We start from the raw sequence: 15518 nt of genomic DNA, 5'->3' as shown, positions 1-15518 counted from the left end.
TTCCGAAGCCCCCCGCCGGGTTCGTGATGACCGGAAACGGCGACGGCGGGACGGCGCCGGTGCCCGGCCAGGACTGCACCCCGGCCCAGCCGCTGACGATGTCGTCGGTGTGGAAACCGGTGAGTGCGCCGGCGATGTCGAAGGGCAGGGCGATCGCGGCCGAGGGCGAGTCGACCCCGAGGCCGGCGACGGCGGCCGGCGCGTCCAGGAAAACCGTGATGAGGTCGGCCTCGAGGTTCAGCAGGTCGGTCGCCGACGTCGGGTCGACGGCGGCTGGGCCGAACGCGGCACTGCTCAGCAGGTTGGGCACCGCGGAGAACGACTGCTGCGCCACCGCATTGCGGGTGCTGCCGGCCGCGGTGCCGGTGGCCTGGGACACGGCCTCAGATTGCGCGGCGTCGGAGTTGGTCGTCTGGTCGGGTGGGGTGAATGGGGTCAGCCGTGTCGCCGCGGCCGCCGAACCCGCGTAGCCGAACATCGCCCCGGTGTCGCGCGCCCACATCTCGGCGTACTCCGCCTCGGTGCTGGCGATCGCGGGCGTGTTCTGCCCGAGGACGTTGGTGGCGACGAGCGTCGCCAGCAGGGTGCGGTTGGCCGTGACCACCGGGGGCGGCACGGTCTCGGCGAACGCCGTCTCGTAGGCGAACGCCGCCGTTCTGGCCTGGTTGGCCGCCTCTTCGGCCTGGGCGCCGGTGGTCCTCATCCACTGCAGGTAGGGGGTGATCGCGGCGACCATGGACGCCGCCGACGGGCCCACCCACGGGCCGGAGGTCAGGGCCGTGATCTCGGCCTCGTACGAGGTCGCCGTCGACTGCAGCGCGGCGGCCAGTTCGTCCCAGGCCATCGCGGCGGCCAGCATCGGTCCCGACCCCGGACCGGCGTACATCCGCGCGGAGTTAACCTCCGGCGGTAGTACCGCGAAGTCCATGTCGTTTTCCTCCGGTTGCCGTCATGATCCCGTGGGCCCTCGATGCGCGTCGTATGGGGATAACCAGCCGAGCAGCAAACAAATCGCATTCCCTCCGTTGCCGCCAGTGCCGTGAACGAAGACCGCCGAATAAGACCGTCCCCAGCGCTAGCGGACCGGTCTTACGCGTTGCAGGTGCCCCCACGTCAACGATTACAGCGAAACTGTTGCCGTGGGTTAACGATAGGTTACCTGCACATGGCGGCGGAAACTCACAAGGGTTCCGCTCGTATTGCGCAAATCACTCTCAGCCGGCTCTCAACACGTTTGCGGGTCTGCGGCGTGGCTGCGCGCGGAGTACCCGGCCACAAACCCGTGCTCAGCGGAGTACCCGCGCGCCCAGCAAGTCGGGCGACCCTCCCTTCTGCTTGGATTTGATCCCATCCCTGCGAGTGAGGTCTGTTGATGAAAATTGTGCTGGCCGGCTACGGCAGCCGCGGCGACGTCGAGCCCTGCGTTGCCGTCGCCCGCGAGTTGCGTGGGCGAGGACACGACGTCGTGATCGCGGTGCCGCCCGACAAGCTCGACGTGGCCGAGTCGGTGGGGCTCGCCGCGGTCGCCTACGGACCCGACAGTCGCGAGCAGATCAACATGGCCACCACTTTCGTCCGCAATGTGCAGAACCCGATGAGCGCGTTGCCGCAAGTGATCGAGCGGGTCACCACGGTATGGGCCGGCAAGAGCGAGACGCTGGCCTCGTTGGCGGCCGGTGCCGACCTGCTGGTGGCCGGGATGAACGAGCAGCGGCTCGCCGCCAACGTCGCCGAACATTTCGGCATCCCACTGGCGGCGCTGCACTTCTTTCCCGCCGAGACGATGGAACTGGGCCGGCTGCAGTCGGACGTCACTAGCGCGGCCGAGGGCGCGCAGCGGCGGGCGCTCGGACTGCCCGGTGCACCGTCGGCGCAATCGCCGCTGGAGATCCAGACCTACGACGAGCTGCTGGCGCCCGACCTGGCCCAACAATGGGCCAGGTCGGGATATCGGCGGCCCTTCGTCGGGTCGCTGACCCTCGGACTGCCCACCGACGCCGACGACGAGGTGTTGTCCTGGATCGCCGACGGGACGCCGCCGATCTATTTCGGATTCGGCAGCACGCCCGTCACCTCCCCCGCCGAGACCGTCGCCGTGATCGGCGCGGCCTGCGCGCAAATCGGCGAGCGGGCGTTGATCTGTAGCGGCCCAAACGATTTCACCCATATCCCGCCCGCCGACCACGTGAAGATCGTGGCGACGGTGAACCACGCCGCGGTGTTTCCGGCCTGCCGTGCGATCGTGCACCACGGCGGTGCCGGCACCACCGCCGCGGCCATGCGGGCGGGCGTGCCCATGCTGATTCTCTGGCTGTGGCTCGATCAACCGATCTGGGCCGACGCGATCGTCAAGCTGGAAGTCGGCGTGGGACGGGCGTTCTCGGCCTCCACCCTGGACTCGTTGGTTGCCGACCTGCGCTCGGTGCGTTCTGCGCACTACCTCAGCCGCGCCAGGGAGGTCGCCACCCGGCTGACCAAACCCGACGAGAGCCTGGTGGCGGCGGCCGACCTCCTCGAAGGCGCCGCCCGCCGGGCGTAGCGGAGCTCCGGTTCATCCGAGCGGTGGTGCAAAGCCGGAAGGTCGTGTAGAAGGTTCTGGTGCAGGATCCGCCGAATGCGTCGTTCGACCCGCTGATGCTGCGCGAAGCGATGATCAGGCGGCTGTATCGGCGCTTGTCGGCCGAGGGCCACATCAGGGTGCCTGCGGTGCCGGCCCTGATCGACGAGTACGTCGCGCTGTGCGGCAACGTCTGCGCCACCCTAGGTGTCTGGTACACCCCGGAAAACTCCGCGCGGTTGCGGGCGGCGTTGGAAGTCGAGTTGGCGAAGGCCTTCAAGGCATCCCCTCGTTCGGAGGTATTGATCTCGTATCAGGCTCCGTTCGGGACGGACGTGAATTTCCGGGTCCAAGCCGACTGGCGCACGGTCGACGCCGATTACGACCAGTGGGTGCAGGTCCGCCCGCCGCCGTTGTTCGGCACCGAGCCGGATGCACGCGTGCTCGCCCTGGCGGCCGAGGCCGCCGACCCTTCGGCCTACCGGGTGCTGGACGTCGGCGCGGGCACCGGGCGCAACGCGCTGGCCCTGGCCCGGCGCGGGCATCCGGTCGACGCGGTCGAGATGACCGCCAAGTTCGCGGAGGTGATCGTCGCCGACGCCGACGGCGAATCGTTGAGCGTGAACGTCATTCAAAGCGATGTCTTCACCGCGATGGAGGGCGTACGCGAGCGCTATCAGCTCATGGTGCTCTCCGAAGTGGTGTCCGACTTCCGCACGACGCGCGAATTGCGCGGCATGTTCGAACTCGCCACCGATTGCCTGGCGCAAGGCGGCCGGTTGGTGTTCAACACCTTCCTGGCCCGCGACGGCTATGTTCCCGACGACGTCGCCGTGCAATTCAGCCAGCAATGCAACAGCATGATCTTCACCCGCGACGAGGTGGCCGCCGCGGCGGCCGGCCTGCCGCTCGAACCGATCGCCGACGACTCCGCCTACGAGTACGAGAAGGCCCGGTCGGCAACGGACGCCTGGCCGCCCACGGGATGGTTCGAGGGATGGGCCGGTGGCCTCGACGTGTTCGACGTCGAGCGTGGCGACTCCCCAATCGAGTTGCGCTGGCTCGTCTTTCAAAAGACGGGCTGAGTCGGGCGCCGGTTTTATGCGGTCAGATCGCGGGTGGCCGGCCCTTCCAGCAAGGTGCCGTCGGGCGCGAAGCGCGACCCGTGCAGCGGGCACTCCCACGCCTTGTCGGCGTCGTTCCAGTTCACGATCCCGCCGAGGTGCGGGCACACGGGTGAGACGCGATGCTCGGTCCCGTCGACGCGGCAGCGCGCCTCCAAATGCCATGGCGGGCCGCTCACCACGCCGCCTTCGCCGTTGACGGGACTGCGGCGGTGCGTCCGTATCGCCGGGGTGATCCAGCCCTTTGTCAGGTTGAAGCCGACCTCGAGGTTGGCCTGCAGGGCGGTCGTCAATCCGGTCAACTCGTGCGGACTCCAGCTGGCGAACGCGCGGGCCCAGTCCATCCGCCCGCCCAGCATGCGGCTCGACAGCGCCAGCGCCGCGGCGGCCCCGTTGGTCATCCCCCACTTGTTGAAACCCGTTGCGACAAAGATGCTTTCGGTGTTAGGCAGGATGGGTCCCACATACGGCAGATGGTCGATGGGCGTGTAGTCCTGCGCCGACCAGAAGTGGGTCTGCACGGCGCCCGGGTAGTGTTTGCGTGCCCACGCCGACAGTTCGTCGAGCGCCTGGGACGGACTCTTCTCGCGCCCCACGGTATGACCGGCGCCGCCCACGATCAGCCGCTCCCCGTCCGCGACCGGGGCGTATCGCACCGAACGGGTCGGCGAGTCGGTGGAGATCATCATCGGGCGGGTGATGTTGCCCGGAACCTTGAACGCCAGGCAATAGGACCGGCTGGGCTTGACCCGCGCGAAATAACCGCCGCGATCCAGGATCGGGATGCCGGTGGCCAGCACCAGCTGGCGAGCCTGCAGTTCGACGTCTCGCTCGGCGGCGTCGTTGACCTGCACGCGGACCTGCTTGCCGCGCCAGGAGACCCGTCGCACCCGGGTGTGCTCGACCAGCCGTCCGCCGCGGTCGAGCAGCTCGACGGCCAGCGAGTCGAGGAAGGGCATCGGGTCGAACTGCGCCTGGTCGGCCAGCCGCACCCCGCCGTGATACGCGAACGGCACGTCGGCGTCGTCGTCCCACACCGCCGGCAGGCCGACAGCCTGACATGCGGCCAGTTCGGCGCGCGCCCGCGGGACGCCCCGCACCGACTGGGCGTAGGTGTAGGCGTCCTCGCGCTGCACGGCGACTCCGTTGGCCTCGCAGTGGGCGAGCACCCACTCCTGGCCTTCCCGGTTGCCGTCCACGTATGCGCGCGCGACGTCGCGGCCATGCCGCGGTAGCACCTTGGAGAGCTGACTGCCCTGCAGCAGGCTGATTTTGGCCGTGGTGTTCCCGGTCGCGCACGCCCCCACCGTGCGCGCCTCCAGCACCAGTACGTCCTTACCGGCCCGGGCCAGTAGGACGGCCGTCATCAGGCCGGTGATGCCGGCGCCCACGACGATGACATCGGCGGACACCGAACCTTGGTCAAGCCGGCTTGCGGTCCACGGCTGTTCGCTTCGTTCTGTCATCCACAAGGAGGTCACGGTTTTGCTGATACCCCGGCCCGGCCCACGGAAACGCACCCGGCGGGCTCACGTACGCTTCAACCGCGCTTTGGCCTCCTTCACCGATTCCGCGGCGGCTCGGCTCACCTGCCGCGCCTCGTCGTAGGCCTTTTCGGCGCGGTCGAGTTTTCGTTCGGCCGCCCGCAGCGCCCGCCCCGCATCGTCATGGCTCCGGCGGGCGCCATCTCGTTCGGCTTGTCGCTGCGCCAACACGTCATCGGCCTCGGCCTTGACGCGTTCGGCGGTGTCGACGGCTGCGCTCAGTTTCTCGCGCCGTTCGGTCTGCGCCTTGGCGTCCGCCGACCGCGTCGCGGGCCGCTTCCGTGCCGATGCGCCGGGGCGCTTCGCCGGTTGGCTCGCAGTCCCCGCCGATTCCGGCGCGGCCTCGCCGAAGCCGCCGAAACCCGACCATTGCTCGGGCCGGGCCAGCCGGCCCAGGCGGTCCGCGATCTGCGGGTCGGCGATGGCGGCCTGCAGCGTGCTGGTGAGCTCTTCGCGCACGGCCGTTGACGGTTGCTTGAGATCGGCCCCCTCGAGCGCCTTGCGGGTGAGTTCGTCGATGAGTTTGCGTTGCTCGGCTGTCAGGCCCCGGATCCGTCCGCCATCCATCGCCGCATGCGCGGCGCGAAGTCGCTCCCCGAGGTCGGCGAGCCGGCGCCGGGTGTCCGCGTGGCGCAGCGCCAGTCGGTTGACGATCCAGGCGGCCGTCGTCGGTTTATTGGCGGCGGAAATCCGTTTCGCCGCGGCGGTATCGCCGCGCTGTTTGGCCGCGGCGGCCAGTCTGGTGCGTTGCGCGGTGAACTCCTTGGGCGCCACTTCGTAGAGGCTGTCGAGTTCGTCATCGGCCATGACGCCATGATCTCTCGCGCACGCCGGTTGCAGGGTCGGGGTGACCCCGGACGGTTTAAAAACCGCATGTCGCGGGATACCTCATCTACAACATCGACTTCGCCGGGCAGAACTCTCAGGCCTGCGAGAACCAGAAAGCAGGGATTCGGCAGCTTCATGATGTCCAAGAACAGCGATCAGCTCGTCGGCCGGATCCTGCGGGTCAGCCGGCCTCGCCGACTCTTGCTTGCGGTGTGCGTGATCGTCGCCGCGGTGGCCGCGATATACGTTGGGACCACGCATTGCCCGGGCGGCCACTGCGGGCAGGGCGGTGTGCCCGCGAAAACCGCTGGGCCGGCGCAGATAACGATCACTCCCGGCCCCGACTCGCATGACGTCGACCCGGTCGCCCCGGTCACGGTCAAAGCCGAGAACGGAACCCTGACCGGTGTCGAGATGGTCAACGAGAGCGGCAAGCCGATCGAGGGCGTCATGACCCCCGACAACACGGTGTGGAAGCCGACGGCCCCGCTGGGCTACGGACGCACATATACCCTGACCGTCACCAGCAGTGGCGTCAGTGGTGTTGCGGCCAAGCAGGTTTCGTCGTTTTCCACGCTGAAGCCGTCCAACCAGACCAAGGTGTCGTTCACCGCCACGTCGGAGGCCGCGCTGCACGACGGCGGTACCTACGGCGTCGGAACGGTGATCGTGGCGCACTTCGACGAGAAGATCGCGGATCGGGCCGCCGCCGAGCGACAACTGTCGGTGACCACCAACCCGAAAGTCGAGGGATCCTGGTACTGGGTCGACGACCAGAACGCTCATTGGCGGCCCGAGCACTACTACGCGCCCGGCACGACCGTCACCGCCGAGGCGAAGATCTACGGAATAGCCTTGGGCGACGGCCTGTTCGGGCAGGACGACACCAAAGTCTCGTTTCGGATCGGCGACGCACACGTCTCGATCGCCGATGACGCCACCCACCAGGTCAGCGTCTTCGACAACGGAAACCTGGTGCGCACGATGCCGACCAGCATGGGAATGGGCGGCACGGAAAACGTCGGCGGCAAGACGATCTCGCTGTGGACGCCCTCCGGGGTCTACACGGTGCTGGACAAGGGCAATCCCGTCATCATGGACTCCTCGACCTTCGGGCTGCCCAAGAACTCCAGACTCGGATATCGCGAGACCATCAACTGGGCGACCAAGATCAGCAGCGACGGCATATATCTGCACGAACTCGACGCGACGGTATGGGCCCAGGGCCACCGCGACACCTCGCATGGCTGCTTGAACCTCAACGCCGACAACGCGAAATGGTTCTTCGACTTCTCGGTACCGGGTGATGTTGTCGAGGTCCGCAACAGCGGCGGGCCACCGCTGACGCTGGCGCAAAACGGCGACTGGACGCTCAGCTGGGACGACTGGCGCAGGGGTAGCGCCCTGAAACCGACCTGAGCCGGCGGGTGATCCAGCTCATCCGTCACCTGCAGTTGTGCCTCACTTCACAATAAACTCTTGACTCGTTCCAATTAAGTGCGTCATATTGGTGGCGTGTCATCGACGGCCGATTACGCGGGCAGGTTGCGGATGGCCGATCTGCGGGTCACCCGGCCCAGGGTTGCCGTGCTGGAAGCCGTGGACGCCAACCCGCACGCCGACACCGAGACGATCTTCTCGGCGGTACGGGTTGGCCTGCCCGAAGTTTCGCGTCAAGCGGTGTACGACGTGCTCAATGCGCTGACCACCGTCGGTCTGGTTCGGCGCATCCAGCCCCTGGGCATGGTCGCGCGCTACGAATCGCGCGTCGGCGACAACCATCATCACGTCGTGTGCCGATCCTGCGGGATCATCGCCGACATCGACTGTGCCGTCGGTGACGCTCCCTGCCTGACGCCCTCGGACGACGACAACGTTCTCGATGGCTTCGTTCTCGACGAGGCCGAGGTCATCTATTGGGGCCTGTGTGCCGATTGCTCGACGACAGGTTCTTAGATCACAGCCCGTGATCGCAGCCCGATTCACCCACCCTCGAAAGGAATGCTGTGTCATCTGATACATCCGCCGGCCGCCCTCCCCAACCCGACGCCGGGTCGGCTAGCAACAGCGAAAGCGAAAACCCAGCAATCCCTTCACCGCAGCCCAAGTCGAGCGCCCCGCGGACCAACCAGGACTGGTGGCCCAACCAGGTCGATGTGTCGCGCCTGCACCCGCATGCCCCCCAGTCCGACCCGCTCGGCGAGGACTTCGACTACGCCGAGGAGTTCGCCAAGCTCGATGTCGAGGCGCTCAAGGCCGACATGATCAAGCTGCTGACCACCTCGCAGGACTGGTGGCCCGCCGACTACGGCCACTACGGTGGCCTGTTCATCCGGATGAGCTGGCACGCCGCCGGCACCTACCGCATCTATGACGGTCGCGGTGGCGGCGGCCAGGGCATGCAGCGCTTCGCTCCGCTCAACAGCTGGCCCGACAACGCGAGCCTGGACAAGGCGCGCAGGCTGCTGTGGCCGCTGAAGAAGAAGTACGGCAACAAGATCTCTTGGGCGGACCTGCTGCTGTTCGCCGGGAACACGGCCCTGGAATCCATGGGATTCAAGACGTTCGGCTTCGCCTTCGGCCGCGAAGACGTCTGGGAGCCCGAGGAGATTCTCTTCGGTGAAGAGGAAGAGTGGCTGGGCACCGACAAGCGCTACTCGGGCGAACGCGATCTCGCGCAGCCCTACGGTGCCACCACCATGGGTCTGATCTACGTCAATCCGGAAGGCCCCGAAGGCAAGCCGGACCCGGTCGCGGCGGCGATCGACATCCGCGAAACCTTCGGCCGGATGGCGATGAACGACGAGGAGACGGCCGCGCTGATCGTAGGCGGTCACAGCTTCGGCAAGACGCACGGTGCCGGCGACGCCGACTTGGTCGGTCCGGAACCTGAGGCCGCCCCGATCGAACAGCAGGGGCTGGGCTGGAAGAGCTCGTTCGGCAGCGGCGTGGGCAAGGACGCCATCACCAGCGGACTCGAGGTGGTCTGGACGCCGACGCCGACGAAGTGGGACAACTCCTTCCTGGAGACGCTGTACGGCTACGAGTGGGAGCTCACCAAGAGCCCCGCCGGGGCCTGGCAGTTCACCGCCAAGGACGGCGCGGGCGCGGGGACCATCCCGGATCCGTTCGGGGGGCCGGGGCGCGCCCCGACGATGCTGGTCACCGACATCTCGTTGCGAGAGAGCCCGATCTACCGCGACATCACCCGGCGCTGGCTGGACCACCCGGAGGAGCTGGCCGACGCCTTCGCCAAGGCGTGGTACAAGCTGCTGCACCGCGACATGGGACCGGTCACCCGCTTCCTTGGGCCGTGGATTCCCGAACCGCAGCTGTGGCAGGACCCGGTGCCGGCCGTCGACCACGCGCTGGTTGACGAGCAGGACGTTGCGGACCTGAAGAGCAAGGTCCTGGCGTCCGGTCTCTCCGTTCAGCAGCTGGTGAAGACCGCCTGGTCGGCAGCGGTCAGCTACCGCAACACCGACAAGCGCGGTGGCCCGAACGGCGGGCGGCTGCGACTTGAGCCGCAGCGGAGCTGGGAGGTCAACGAGCCCTCCGAACTCGACAAGGTGTTGCCCGTGCTGGAGGGGATCCAGCAGGACTTCAACGCCTCGGCCTCCGGCGGGAAGAAGATCTCGATCGCCGACCTGATCGTGCTGGCCGGTTCCGCGGCGATCGAGAAGGCGGCCAAGGACGCGGGCTACGAGATCTCGGTGCATTTCGCCCCTGGACGCACCGACGCCTCGCAGGAGAGCACCGACGTGGAGTCGTTCGCCGTGCTCGAACCGCGGGCCGACGGGTTCCGCAACTATGCGCGGCCCGGTGAGAAGGCCCCGCTCGAGCAGCTCTTGTTGGATCGGGCGTACATGCTCGGTGTGACCGGTCCGGAGCTGACGGTGCTCGTCGGCGGGCTGCGCGCGCTTGGCGCCAACCATGGCGGCAGCAAGCACGGTGTCTTCACCGACCGGCCGGGCGCGTTGACGAACGACTTCTTCGTCAACCTGCTCGACATGGGCACCGAGTGGAAGGCCTCGGAGACCGCGGAGAACGTCTACGAAGGGCACGACCGGGCCTCCGGCGAGCTCAAGTGGACCGCGACCCCGAATGACCTTGTGTTCGGCTCGAACTCGGTGCTGCGCGCGTTGGCCGAGGTTTACGCCCAGGACGACAACCACGGCAAGTTCGTGGAGGACTTCGTCGCGGCGTGGGTGAAGGTCATGAACAACGACCGGTTCGACCTCAAGTAAGACCCGGTCATCGGCAAGAAGCGGCACCCCGCGGGCTATGCGCTCGCGGGGTGCCCCTTCTTTCGTGCCGCGTTCTTTCATGGACGATGCGCCCGCGATCTCGCGACACATAAACCACGCACACGACACGCCGCACTCGGTCGCCCTGGTTTATGTCTCGTGTAGCGCAGGAAGGCGTCTAGGTCAGCGATCCAGGTCCCACTGCCCGAAATCGGCGGCCAGGACATCGTCGACGTCGACATTGATGCCGCCGAGCAGCGGGCCCGGATTTCCCGGGCTGTTGACGACCGTTTGGTAGAGCACCGCCGCGGGTTCGCGCTCGCCGTGCGACCACGACCTGGTCTGCCACGCCCACTGGTGCCCGGCGCTGGTGGACGGCCCGATGACGCCGTCCCTGATCGCCCACCCGCACACCCGGGCATCTCCGTAGATCCCCGTGCGACCCACACCCAGCACCGAGTTGATGCCTCGGAACCATTGGACGGCAAGGCTGTTCCATGTGCTGGCGTCGATGTCATCGTCGACGCTGAAAAAGATCGGGGCCGAGTTCGGGCCGCCGGCCGCCGAGTGCAGCTGCATGGCCGTGTGGGCGTCCGCGACACCGCCGTCATAGCCGCGGGTGAGATCCGACGGGTCCGGCCAACCGGGTTTGCCGTATTGGAAGTTGCTGACGATATGCAGGCCCGCCGCGCGCAGCGCATCGGCGTACTCCCGGGTCAGCGGCTTGGCTTCGAAGTTGGCGCCCGGCCGCGACTGCGACACGTAGTTCACCACGCCGTCATAACCCGCCGACTTGATCTCGTCCGGTGCGATCCTGCGCTCGGCGAAATCGATCAGCCTCAAGCCGGCCGCCGAGGCCTCTGGGGCGGCGGGGCTTGCCGCCACCGCGCCCAGGCTCAACAGGGCCGGCGCCACGACATAGGCGCCGGCGCATCTGAGGACCTCGCGCCTCGACAGCGACCACCGATCGCCGCGCCCACCCGGTCCGGCCGAATCCCGCACCGCGCGATGGTAACAAAAGGCGCGGGCCTTCCTCAGAGCGATCTTCGCCGGTCAGCGCCGCTGGGCCTGGGCGCCTCGGGTGGGGAACCGACCGGTCGGAAAGAGGGCGGACACCGGCCAGTGGCATGATCTTTGCGTGTCGGACATCCCGGGGCCCGCCTGCACAAGGGACGGTGGATTTCCGGCTCGTTGCGCACGATTAGGTGATCGAACTATAGTCTGGACACATGTCCAGTTTGCTGTCGCGGAATTCGGGAGTCCGTTGACCGCGATGTATTCGGCGCCATTCCGCGGTCGTTTTCCAGCAAAGAAGAGTTGAGTATGCGAATTGCCCTGCTGTCCTACCGTAGTAAGACCCATTGCGGCGGACAGGGCGTCTACGTGCGCCATCTCAGCCACGGCCTGGTGGAACTCGGCCACGACGTCGAGGTGTTCTCCGGCCAGCCATACCCCGACCTGCTCGACCCGCGGGTCCGGCTCACCGAAGTGCCTAGCCTCGATTTGTACCGGGAACCCGACCCATTCCGGGTACCACGGCCCAGCGAGATTCGCGACTCGATCGACGTGCGCGAATTGCTCACCACGTGGACCGCGGGCTTTCCCGAACCGCGCACGTTCACGATGCGGGCCGCGCGGTTACTTGCCCGGCGCACAGCCGATTTCGACGTCGTCCACGACAACCAGAGCCTGGGCACCGGGCTGCTGCGCATCGCCGAGGCGGGACTTCCCGTGGTGGCGACCGTGCACCACCCAATCACCCGCGACCGGGTGCTGGATCTGGCGGCCGCGCGATGGTGGCGAAAACCGTTGGTGCGCCGCTGGTATGGATTCTTGGACATGCAGCAGGAGGTCGCCCGCCACATCCCCGACCTGTTGACCGTCTCTTCGTCGTCCGCGTCCGACATCATCGCCGACTTCGGCGTCGCGCCCGATCAACTTCACGTCGTGCCGCTGGGCGTGAACACCGAGCTGTTCAAACCGGGGTCGGGCCCCCGCGAGCCCGGCCGCATCATCGCGATCGCCAGTGCCGATACCCCGCTCAAGGGCGTCCGCAACCTGCTGCAAGCGGTCGCCCGGCTGCGCACCGTGCGTGATCTCGAGCTGCGGCTGGTTGCCAAGGTGGAGCCCAACGGCCCGACCCACAAACTCATCGCCGAACTCGGGATCTCCGACATCGTGCACATCACCAGCGGGCTCTCCGACGCCGAACTGGCCGCCCTGTTCGCCTCTGCGGAGGTCGCCTGCATTCCGTCGCTCTACGAAGGCTTTTCGCTGCCCGCCGTGGAAGCCATGGCCAGCGGAACCCCGATCGTCGCCAGCCGGGTCGGTGCCCTGCCGGAAGTCCTCGGGGCCGACGGTGCTTGCGCCGAACTGGTGCCGCCCGCCGACGTCGATGCGCTGACCCACGCGCTCGGTGAACTGCTGGACTCACCGGAAAAGCGCCGCAGCCTGGGCAAGGCGGGACGAACCCGCGCCGTCGACGTCTTCAGCTGGGAAGCCGTGGCCGCGCAAACCGTTCGGGTCTACGAGCGGGCGATCGCACGCAACGCGCAGAGCGAAGCGTCATGCTGACAGTCGATTTCGACCGGTTGGGGATCGGACCGTCGAGCAAGGTCATCGACGTGGGTTGCGGAGCCGGCCGGCACGCGTTCGAAGCGTATCGCCGCGGCGCCGACGTCGTGGCCTTCGATCGCGACGAAGCCGAATTGCGTTCGGTGGACACCATTTTGCGCGCGATGGCCGAAGCCGGCGAGGCGCCCGCGGGTGCCTCGGCGAAGGTAGTCGTCGGTGACGCGCTGAAGTTGCCCTACGCCGACGAGACGTTTGACTGCGTCATCGCGTCGGAGATCCTGGAGCACATTCCCCACGACGACGTGGCGATCGCCGAGCTGATCAGGGTGCTCAAAGCCGGCGGCACGTTGGCGGTCAGCGTCCCACGGTGGCTGCCCGAGCGGGTGTGCTGGTTGCTGTCCGACGAATACCACGCCAACGAGGGTGGCCACGTACGCATCTACCGAGCCAGCGAATTGCGCGGCAAGATCGCCCGCGACGGAATGGAACTGACCCATACCCATCACGCCCATGCGCTGCACTCCCCCTTCTGGTGGCTCAAATGCGCTGTGGGGGTAGAGAACACCGACCATCCCGCGGTGACTGCCTACCACAAGCTCCTGGTCTGGGACCTGATGCAGCGGCCCAAGATCACCCAGCTGGCGGAGTCGCTGCTCAACCCGCTGGTGGGCAAAAGCGTAGCCATGTACTTCGTCAAGCCGCAGGAGGCGAAAAGCCTGGCGACTGAGGGATATTCAGTTGCATCGGTCTAATGTGCCAGCCGTTGCGGGGGTGTTGACTCCCGAGCAGTGCCGCCAGACCGCGCTTTCCATCGCCGCCGCGCAGGAATCGACGGGTGCCATCCCCTGGTTCGAGGGCGGGCACACCGATCCGTGGGACCACATCGAGTGCGCGATGGCGCTGACCACCGCCGGACTGCTGGAGCCGGCGCGCGCCGCGTTCGACTGGAGCCGGCGCACCCAACGACCCGACGGCTCCTGGCCCCTCCAGTTCCGGTCGGGGGTCATCGAAGACGCCAACAGCGACAGCAACTTCTGCGCCTACATCGGCGCCGGGGTGTGGCACCACGTGCTGGTCACCGGCGACGAGTCATTCGCGGCCGAAATGTGGCCCGTGGTGCACAAAGCGATCGACTTCGTCATCGACATGCAGGTCGGTTACGGCGAGATCGGTTGGGCCCGAAGCGAAGCCGGTGTGTTGCGGGAGGCCCTGCTGACCGGGTGCTCGAGCATCTACCACAGCATCCGCTGTGCGCTTGCCCTGGCCGCGTTGGTCGGCGACCCGCAGCCAGAGTGGGAGTTGGCGCTCGGTCGTCTGGGGCACGCCATCTCCGCGCATCCCGAGGCGTTCACCGAAAAGGACCGCTACTCGATGGACTGGTACTACCCCATCCTCGGTAGCGCCCTGCGTGGCCCGGCGGCGGCCGCGCGCATCAAGCAGCGTTGGGATGCCTTCGTGGTCGATGGCCTGGGCATCCGGTGCGTCGGGGATCGCCCCTGGGTGACGGGTGCCGAAACATGCGAGCTGGTGATGGCGCTGGATGCCATCGGACAACACTCCGACGCCCACCGGCAGTTCGCCGCGATGCAGCATCTGCGCGAAGACGACGGATCTTATTGGACGGGACTGGTTTTCGCCGATGGCAAGCGGTGGCCGGAAGAGCGCACCACCTGGACGGGTGCGGCCGTGATCTTGGCGGCGGACGCCTTGTCGAACACCACCGCCGGCGCGGGCGTTTTTCGCGGCGACGAGCTGCCACTGGGTTTGCAGACCGACTTCGACTGCGAATGCGTGGTCACCGGCCCGGGCCGGTAACCCGCGGGCTGGCTAGACCCGCTCCCCTGGCTGACCGCTGACTCGTTCGAGCAGCCGCAACGATCCGGTGGCCGATACCTCCCGGAACTGTCCGGAATCGAGTGCGCGGCAGTAGATGTAGTAGGGCGGGCGCCCGCCGTCCTTCGGGTCGGGAAAAACGTCGTGGATGACCAGCGCCCCACCGGGGGCAACCCACTTGGCCCAGCCGTCGAAGTCCTGGTTCGCGGCGGCTTCGCTGTGGCCGCCGTCGATGAACAGGAACTGCAGCGGCGCCCGCCACGCTCGCGCCACCAGCGGCGACTTGCCGACGATTGCGACGACGTGGTCGTCCAGCCGGGCGGTGTCGAGCGCCCGGCGAAACGTCGGCAGCGTGTCGAACAGGCCCGTCACCTCGTCCACCATCGACGCGTCGTGATACTCCCAACCGGCCTGGTGCTCCTCGGACCCGTGGTGGTGGTCGACCGTGTAGAGCACGCTGCCGGTTTGTTGCGCCGCGGCGCCCAGCAGCAGCGTGGATTTGCCGCAGTACGTACCGATCTCGACGCCCAGCCCGCCGCCGAGATAGCGCAGCGCGGCGTCGTACAGCGCGCGACCCTCGTCGGCCGGCATGAAACCTTGTACCTGATCGGCCAGCGCGAACAAGCGCTCGGGCGCACTCGCGTCGACGTGACTCATCAGCTGAACCTATCGCCTCGGTCGGCACCGCCGACACCGTGGTCGATGTTCGCGCTCAGCGATCACCGGTGCTGTGTTCACCGGCTGTCCGGCGGCCGGAGCGGCTTCGCCTTACCATCATGGGCGTGCGCGCCTTGCTTATCCGCAAATTTGC

At 67.4% G+C, this 15518-nt stretch carries 13 protein-coding genes; 8 read left to right on the top strand and 5 right to left on the bottom strand.

Going from position 1 to position 15518, the window contains the following annotated elements; translation table 11 throughout:
- On the bottom strand, nucleotides 1-928 hold a 928-nt coding region (locus DQP58_RS22315), incomplete at its 3' end, for a PPE family protein (RefSeq protein WP_133259416.1).
- Nucleotides 929-1372: 444 nt separating this feature from the next.
- Here DQP58_RS22315 and DQP58_RS22310 point away from each other — a divergent pair.
- Nucleotides 1373-2539: a glycosyltransferase gene (locus DQP58_RS22310; RefSeq protein ID WP_112710358.1), complete on the top strand. Its 1167-nt coding sequence runs from the start codon at nucleotides 1373-1375 to the stop codon at nucleotides 2537-2539.
- 59 nt (nucleotides 2540-2598) lie between these two features.
- Complete coding sequence (locus tag DQP58_RS22305) at nucleotides 2599-3642, top strand: class I SAM-dependent methyltransferase (protein ID WP_112710357.1); 1044 nt, start codon at nucleotides 2599-2601, stop codon at nucleotides 3640-3642.
- 14 nt (nucleotides 3643-3656) lie between these two features.
- Here DQP58_RS22305 and DQP58_RS22300 read toward each other — a convergent pair whose 3' ends face one another.
- Together DQP58_RS22300 and DQP58_RS22295 are read right to left on the bottom strand one after the other, a co-directional pair.
- Entirely contained in the window at nucleotides 3657-5147 is a 1491-nt protein-coding gene (locus DQP58_RS22300; protein WP_112710359.1) for an FAD-dependent oxidoreductase, read from the bottom strand.
- Between the two features lie 63 nt (nucleotides 5148-5210).
- Nucleotides 5211-6032 carry a hypothetical protein gene (locus DQP58_RS22295; RefSeq protein ID WP_112710356.1) on the bottom strand — a complete coding sequence of 274 codons (822 nt, stop codon included), beginning with the start codon at nucleotides 6030-6032 and terminating at the stop codon, nucleotides 5211-5213.
- A 156-nt stretch (nucleotides 6033-6188) separates the two neighbouring features.
- On the opposite strand from DQP58_RS22295, the gene DQP58_RS22290 reads away from it, so the two are divergent.
- The 3 genes from DQP58_RS22290 to katG all read left to right on the top strand — a co-directional run bounded on the left by DQP58_RS22290 (nucleotide 6189) and on the right by katG (nucleotide 10300).
- Nucleotides 6189-7472: a L,D-transpeptidase gene (locus tag DQP58_RS22290; RefSeq protein ID WP_112710355.1), complete on the top strand. Its 1284-nt coding sequence runs from the start codon at nucleotides 6189-6191 to the stop codon at nucleotides 7470-7472.
- Between the two features lie 96 nt (nucleotides 7473-7568).
- Entirely contained in the window at nucleotides 7569-8009 is a 441-nt protein-coding gene (locus DQP58_RS22285) for a Fur family transcriptional regulator (protein WP_165827933.1), read from the top strand.
- 50 nt (nucleotides 8010-8059) lie between these two features.
- Nucleotides 8060-10300 carry a catalase/peroxidase HPI gene (katG, locus tag DQP58_RS22280; RefSeq protein WP_112710353.1) on the top strand — a complete coding sequence of 747 codons (2241 nt, stop codon included), beginning with the start codon at nucleotides 8060-8062 and terminating at the stop codon, nucleotides 10298-10300.
- A gap of 183 nt (nucleotides 10301-10483) precedes the next feature.
- Here katG and DQP58_RS22275 read toward each other — a convergent pair whose 3' ends face one another.
- Nucleotides 10484-11302 (bottom strand): DUF1906 domain-containing protein, encoded by an 819-nt coding sequence (locus DQP58_RS22275; protein WP_112710352.1) that lies wholly within the window; start codon nucleotides 11300-11302, stop codon nucleotides 10484-10486.
- A gap of 321 nt (nucleotides 11303-11623) precedes the next feature.
- Between DQP58_RS22275 and DQP58_RS22270 the strand changes: the two genes are divergently transcribed.
- Genes DQP58_RS22270 through DQP58_RS22260 form a run of 3 tightly spaced genes read left to right on the top strand, consistent with a single transcriptional unit; the run spans nucleotide 11624 to nucleotide 14689 of the window.
- On the top strand, nucleotides 11624-12874 hold the full coding sequence (locus DQP58_RS22270) for a glycosyltransferase family 4 protein (RefSeq protein WP_112710351.1): 1251 nt from the start codon (nucleotides 11624-11626) through the stop codon (nucleotides 12872-12874).
- Nucleotides 12868-13626 carry a class I SAM-dependent methyltransferase gene (locus tag DQP58_RS22265; RefSeq protein WP_112710350.1) on the top strand — a complete coding sequence of 253 codons (759 nt, stop codon included), beginning with the start codon at nucleotides 12868-12870 and terminating at the stop codon, nucleotides 13624-13626. The genes DQP58_RS22270 and DQP58_RS22265 overlap by 7 nt, the downstream gene beginning before the upstream one ends.
- Entirely contained in the window at nucleotides 13613-14689 is a 1077-nt protein-coding gene (locus DQP58_RS22260; RefSeq protein WP_112710349.1) for a prenyltransferase, read from the top strand. The genes DQP58_RS22265 and DQP58_RS22260 overlap by 14 nt, the downstream gene beginning before the upstream one ends.
- A 12-nt stretch (nucleotides 14690-14701) precedes the next feature.
- Here the strand turns inward: DQP58_RS22260 and DQP58_RS22255 are convergent, their stop codons facing one another.
- Nucleotides 14702-15364 carry a class I SAM-dependent methyltransferase gene (locus tag DQP58_RS22255; protein ID WP_112710348.1) on the bottom strand — a complete coding sequence of 221 codons (663 nt, stop codon included), beginning with the start codon at nucleotides 15362-15364 and terminating at the stop codon, nucleotides 14702-14704.
- Between the last annotated feature and the right edge of the window lie 154 nt (nucleotides 15365-15518).

This window comes from Mycobacterium colombiense, assembly GCF_003284975.1.
GTDB lineage: Bacteria > Actinomycetota > Actinomycetes > Mycobacteriales > Mycobacteriaceae > Mycobacterium > Mycobacterium europaeum_A.
This window is presented reverse-complemented; position numbering and strand designations above follow the sequence as displayed.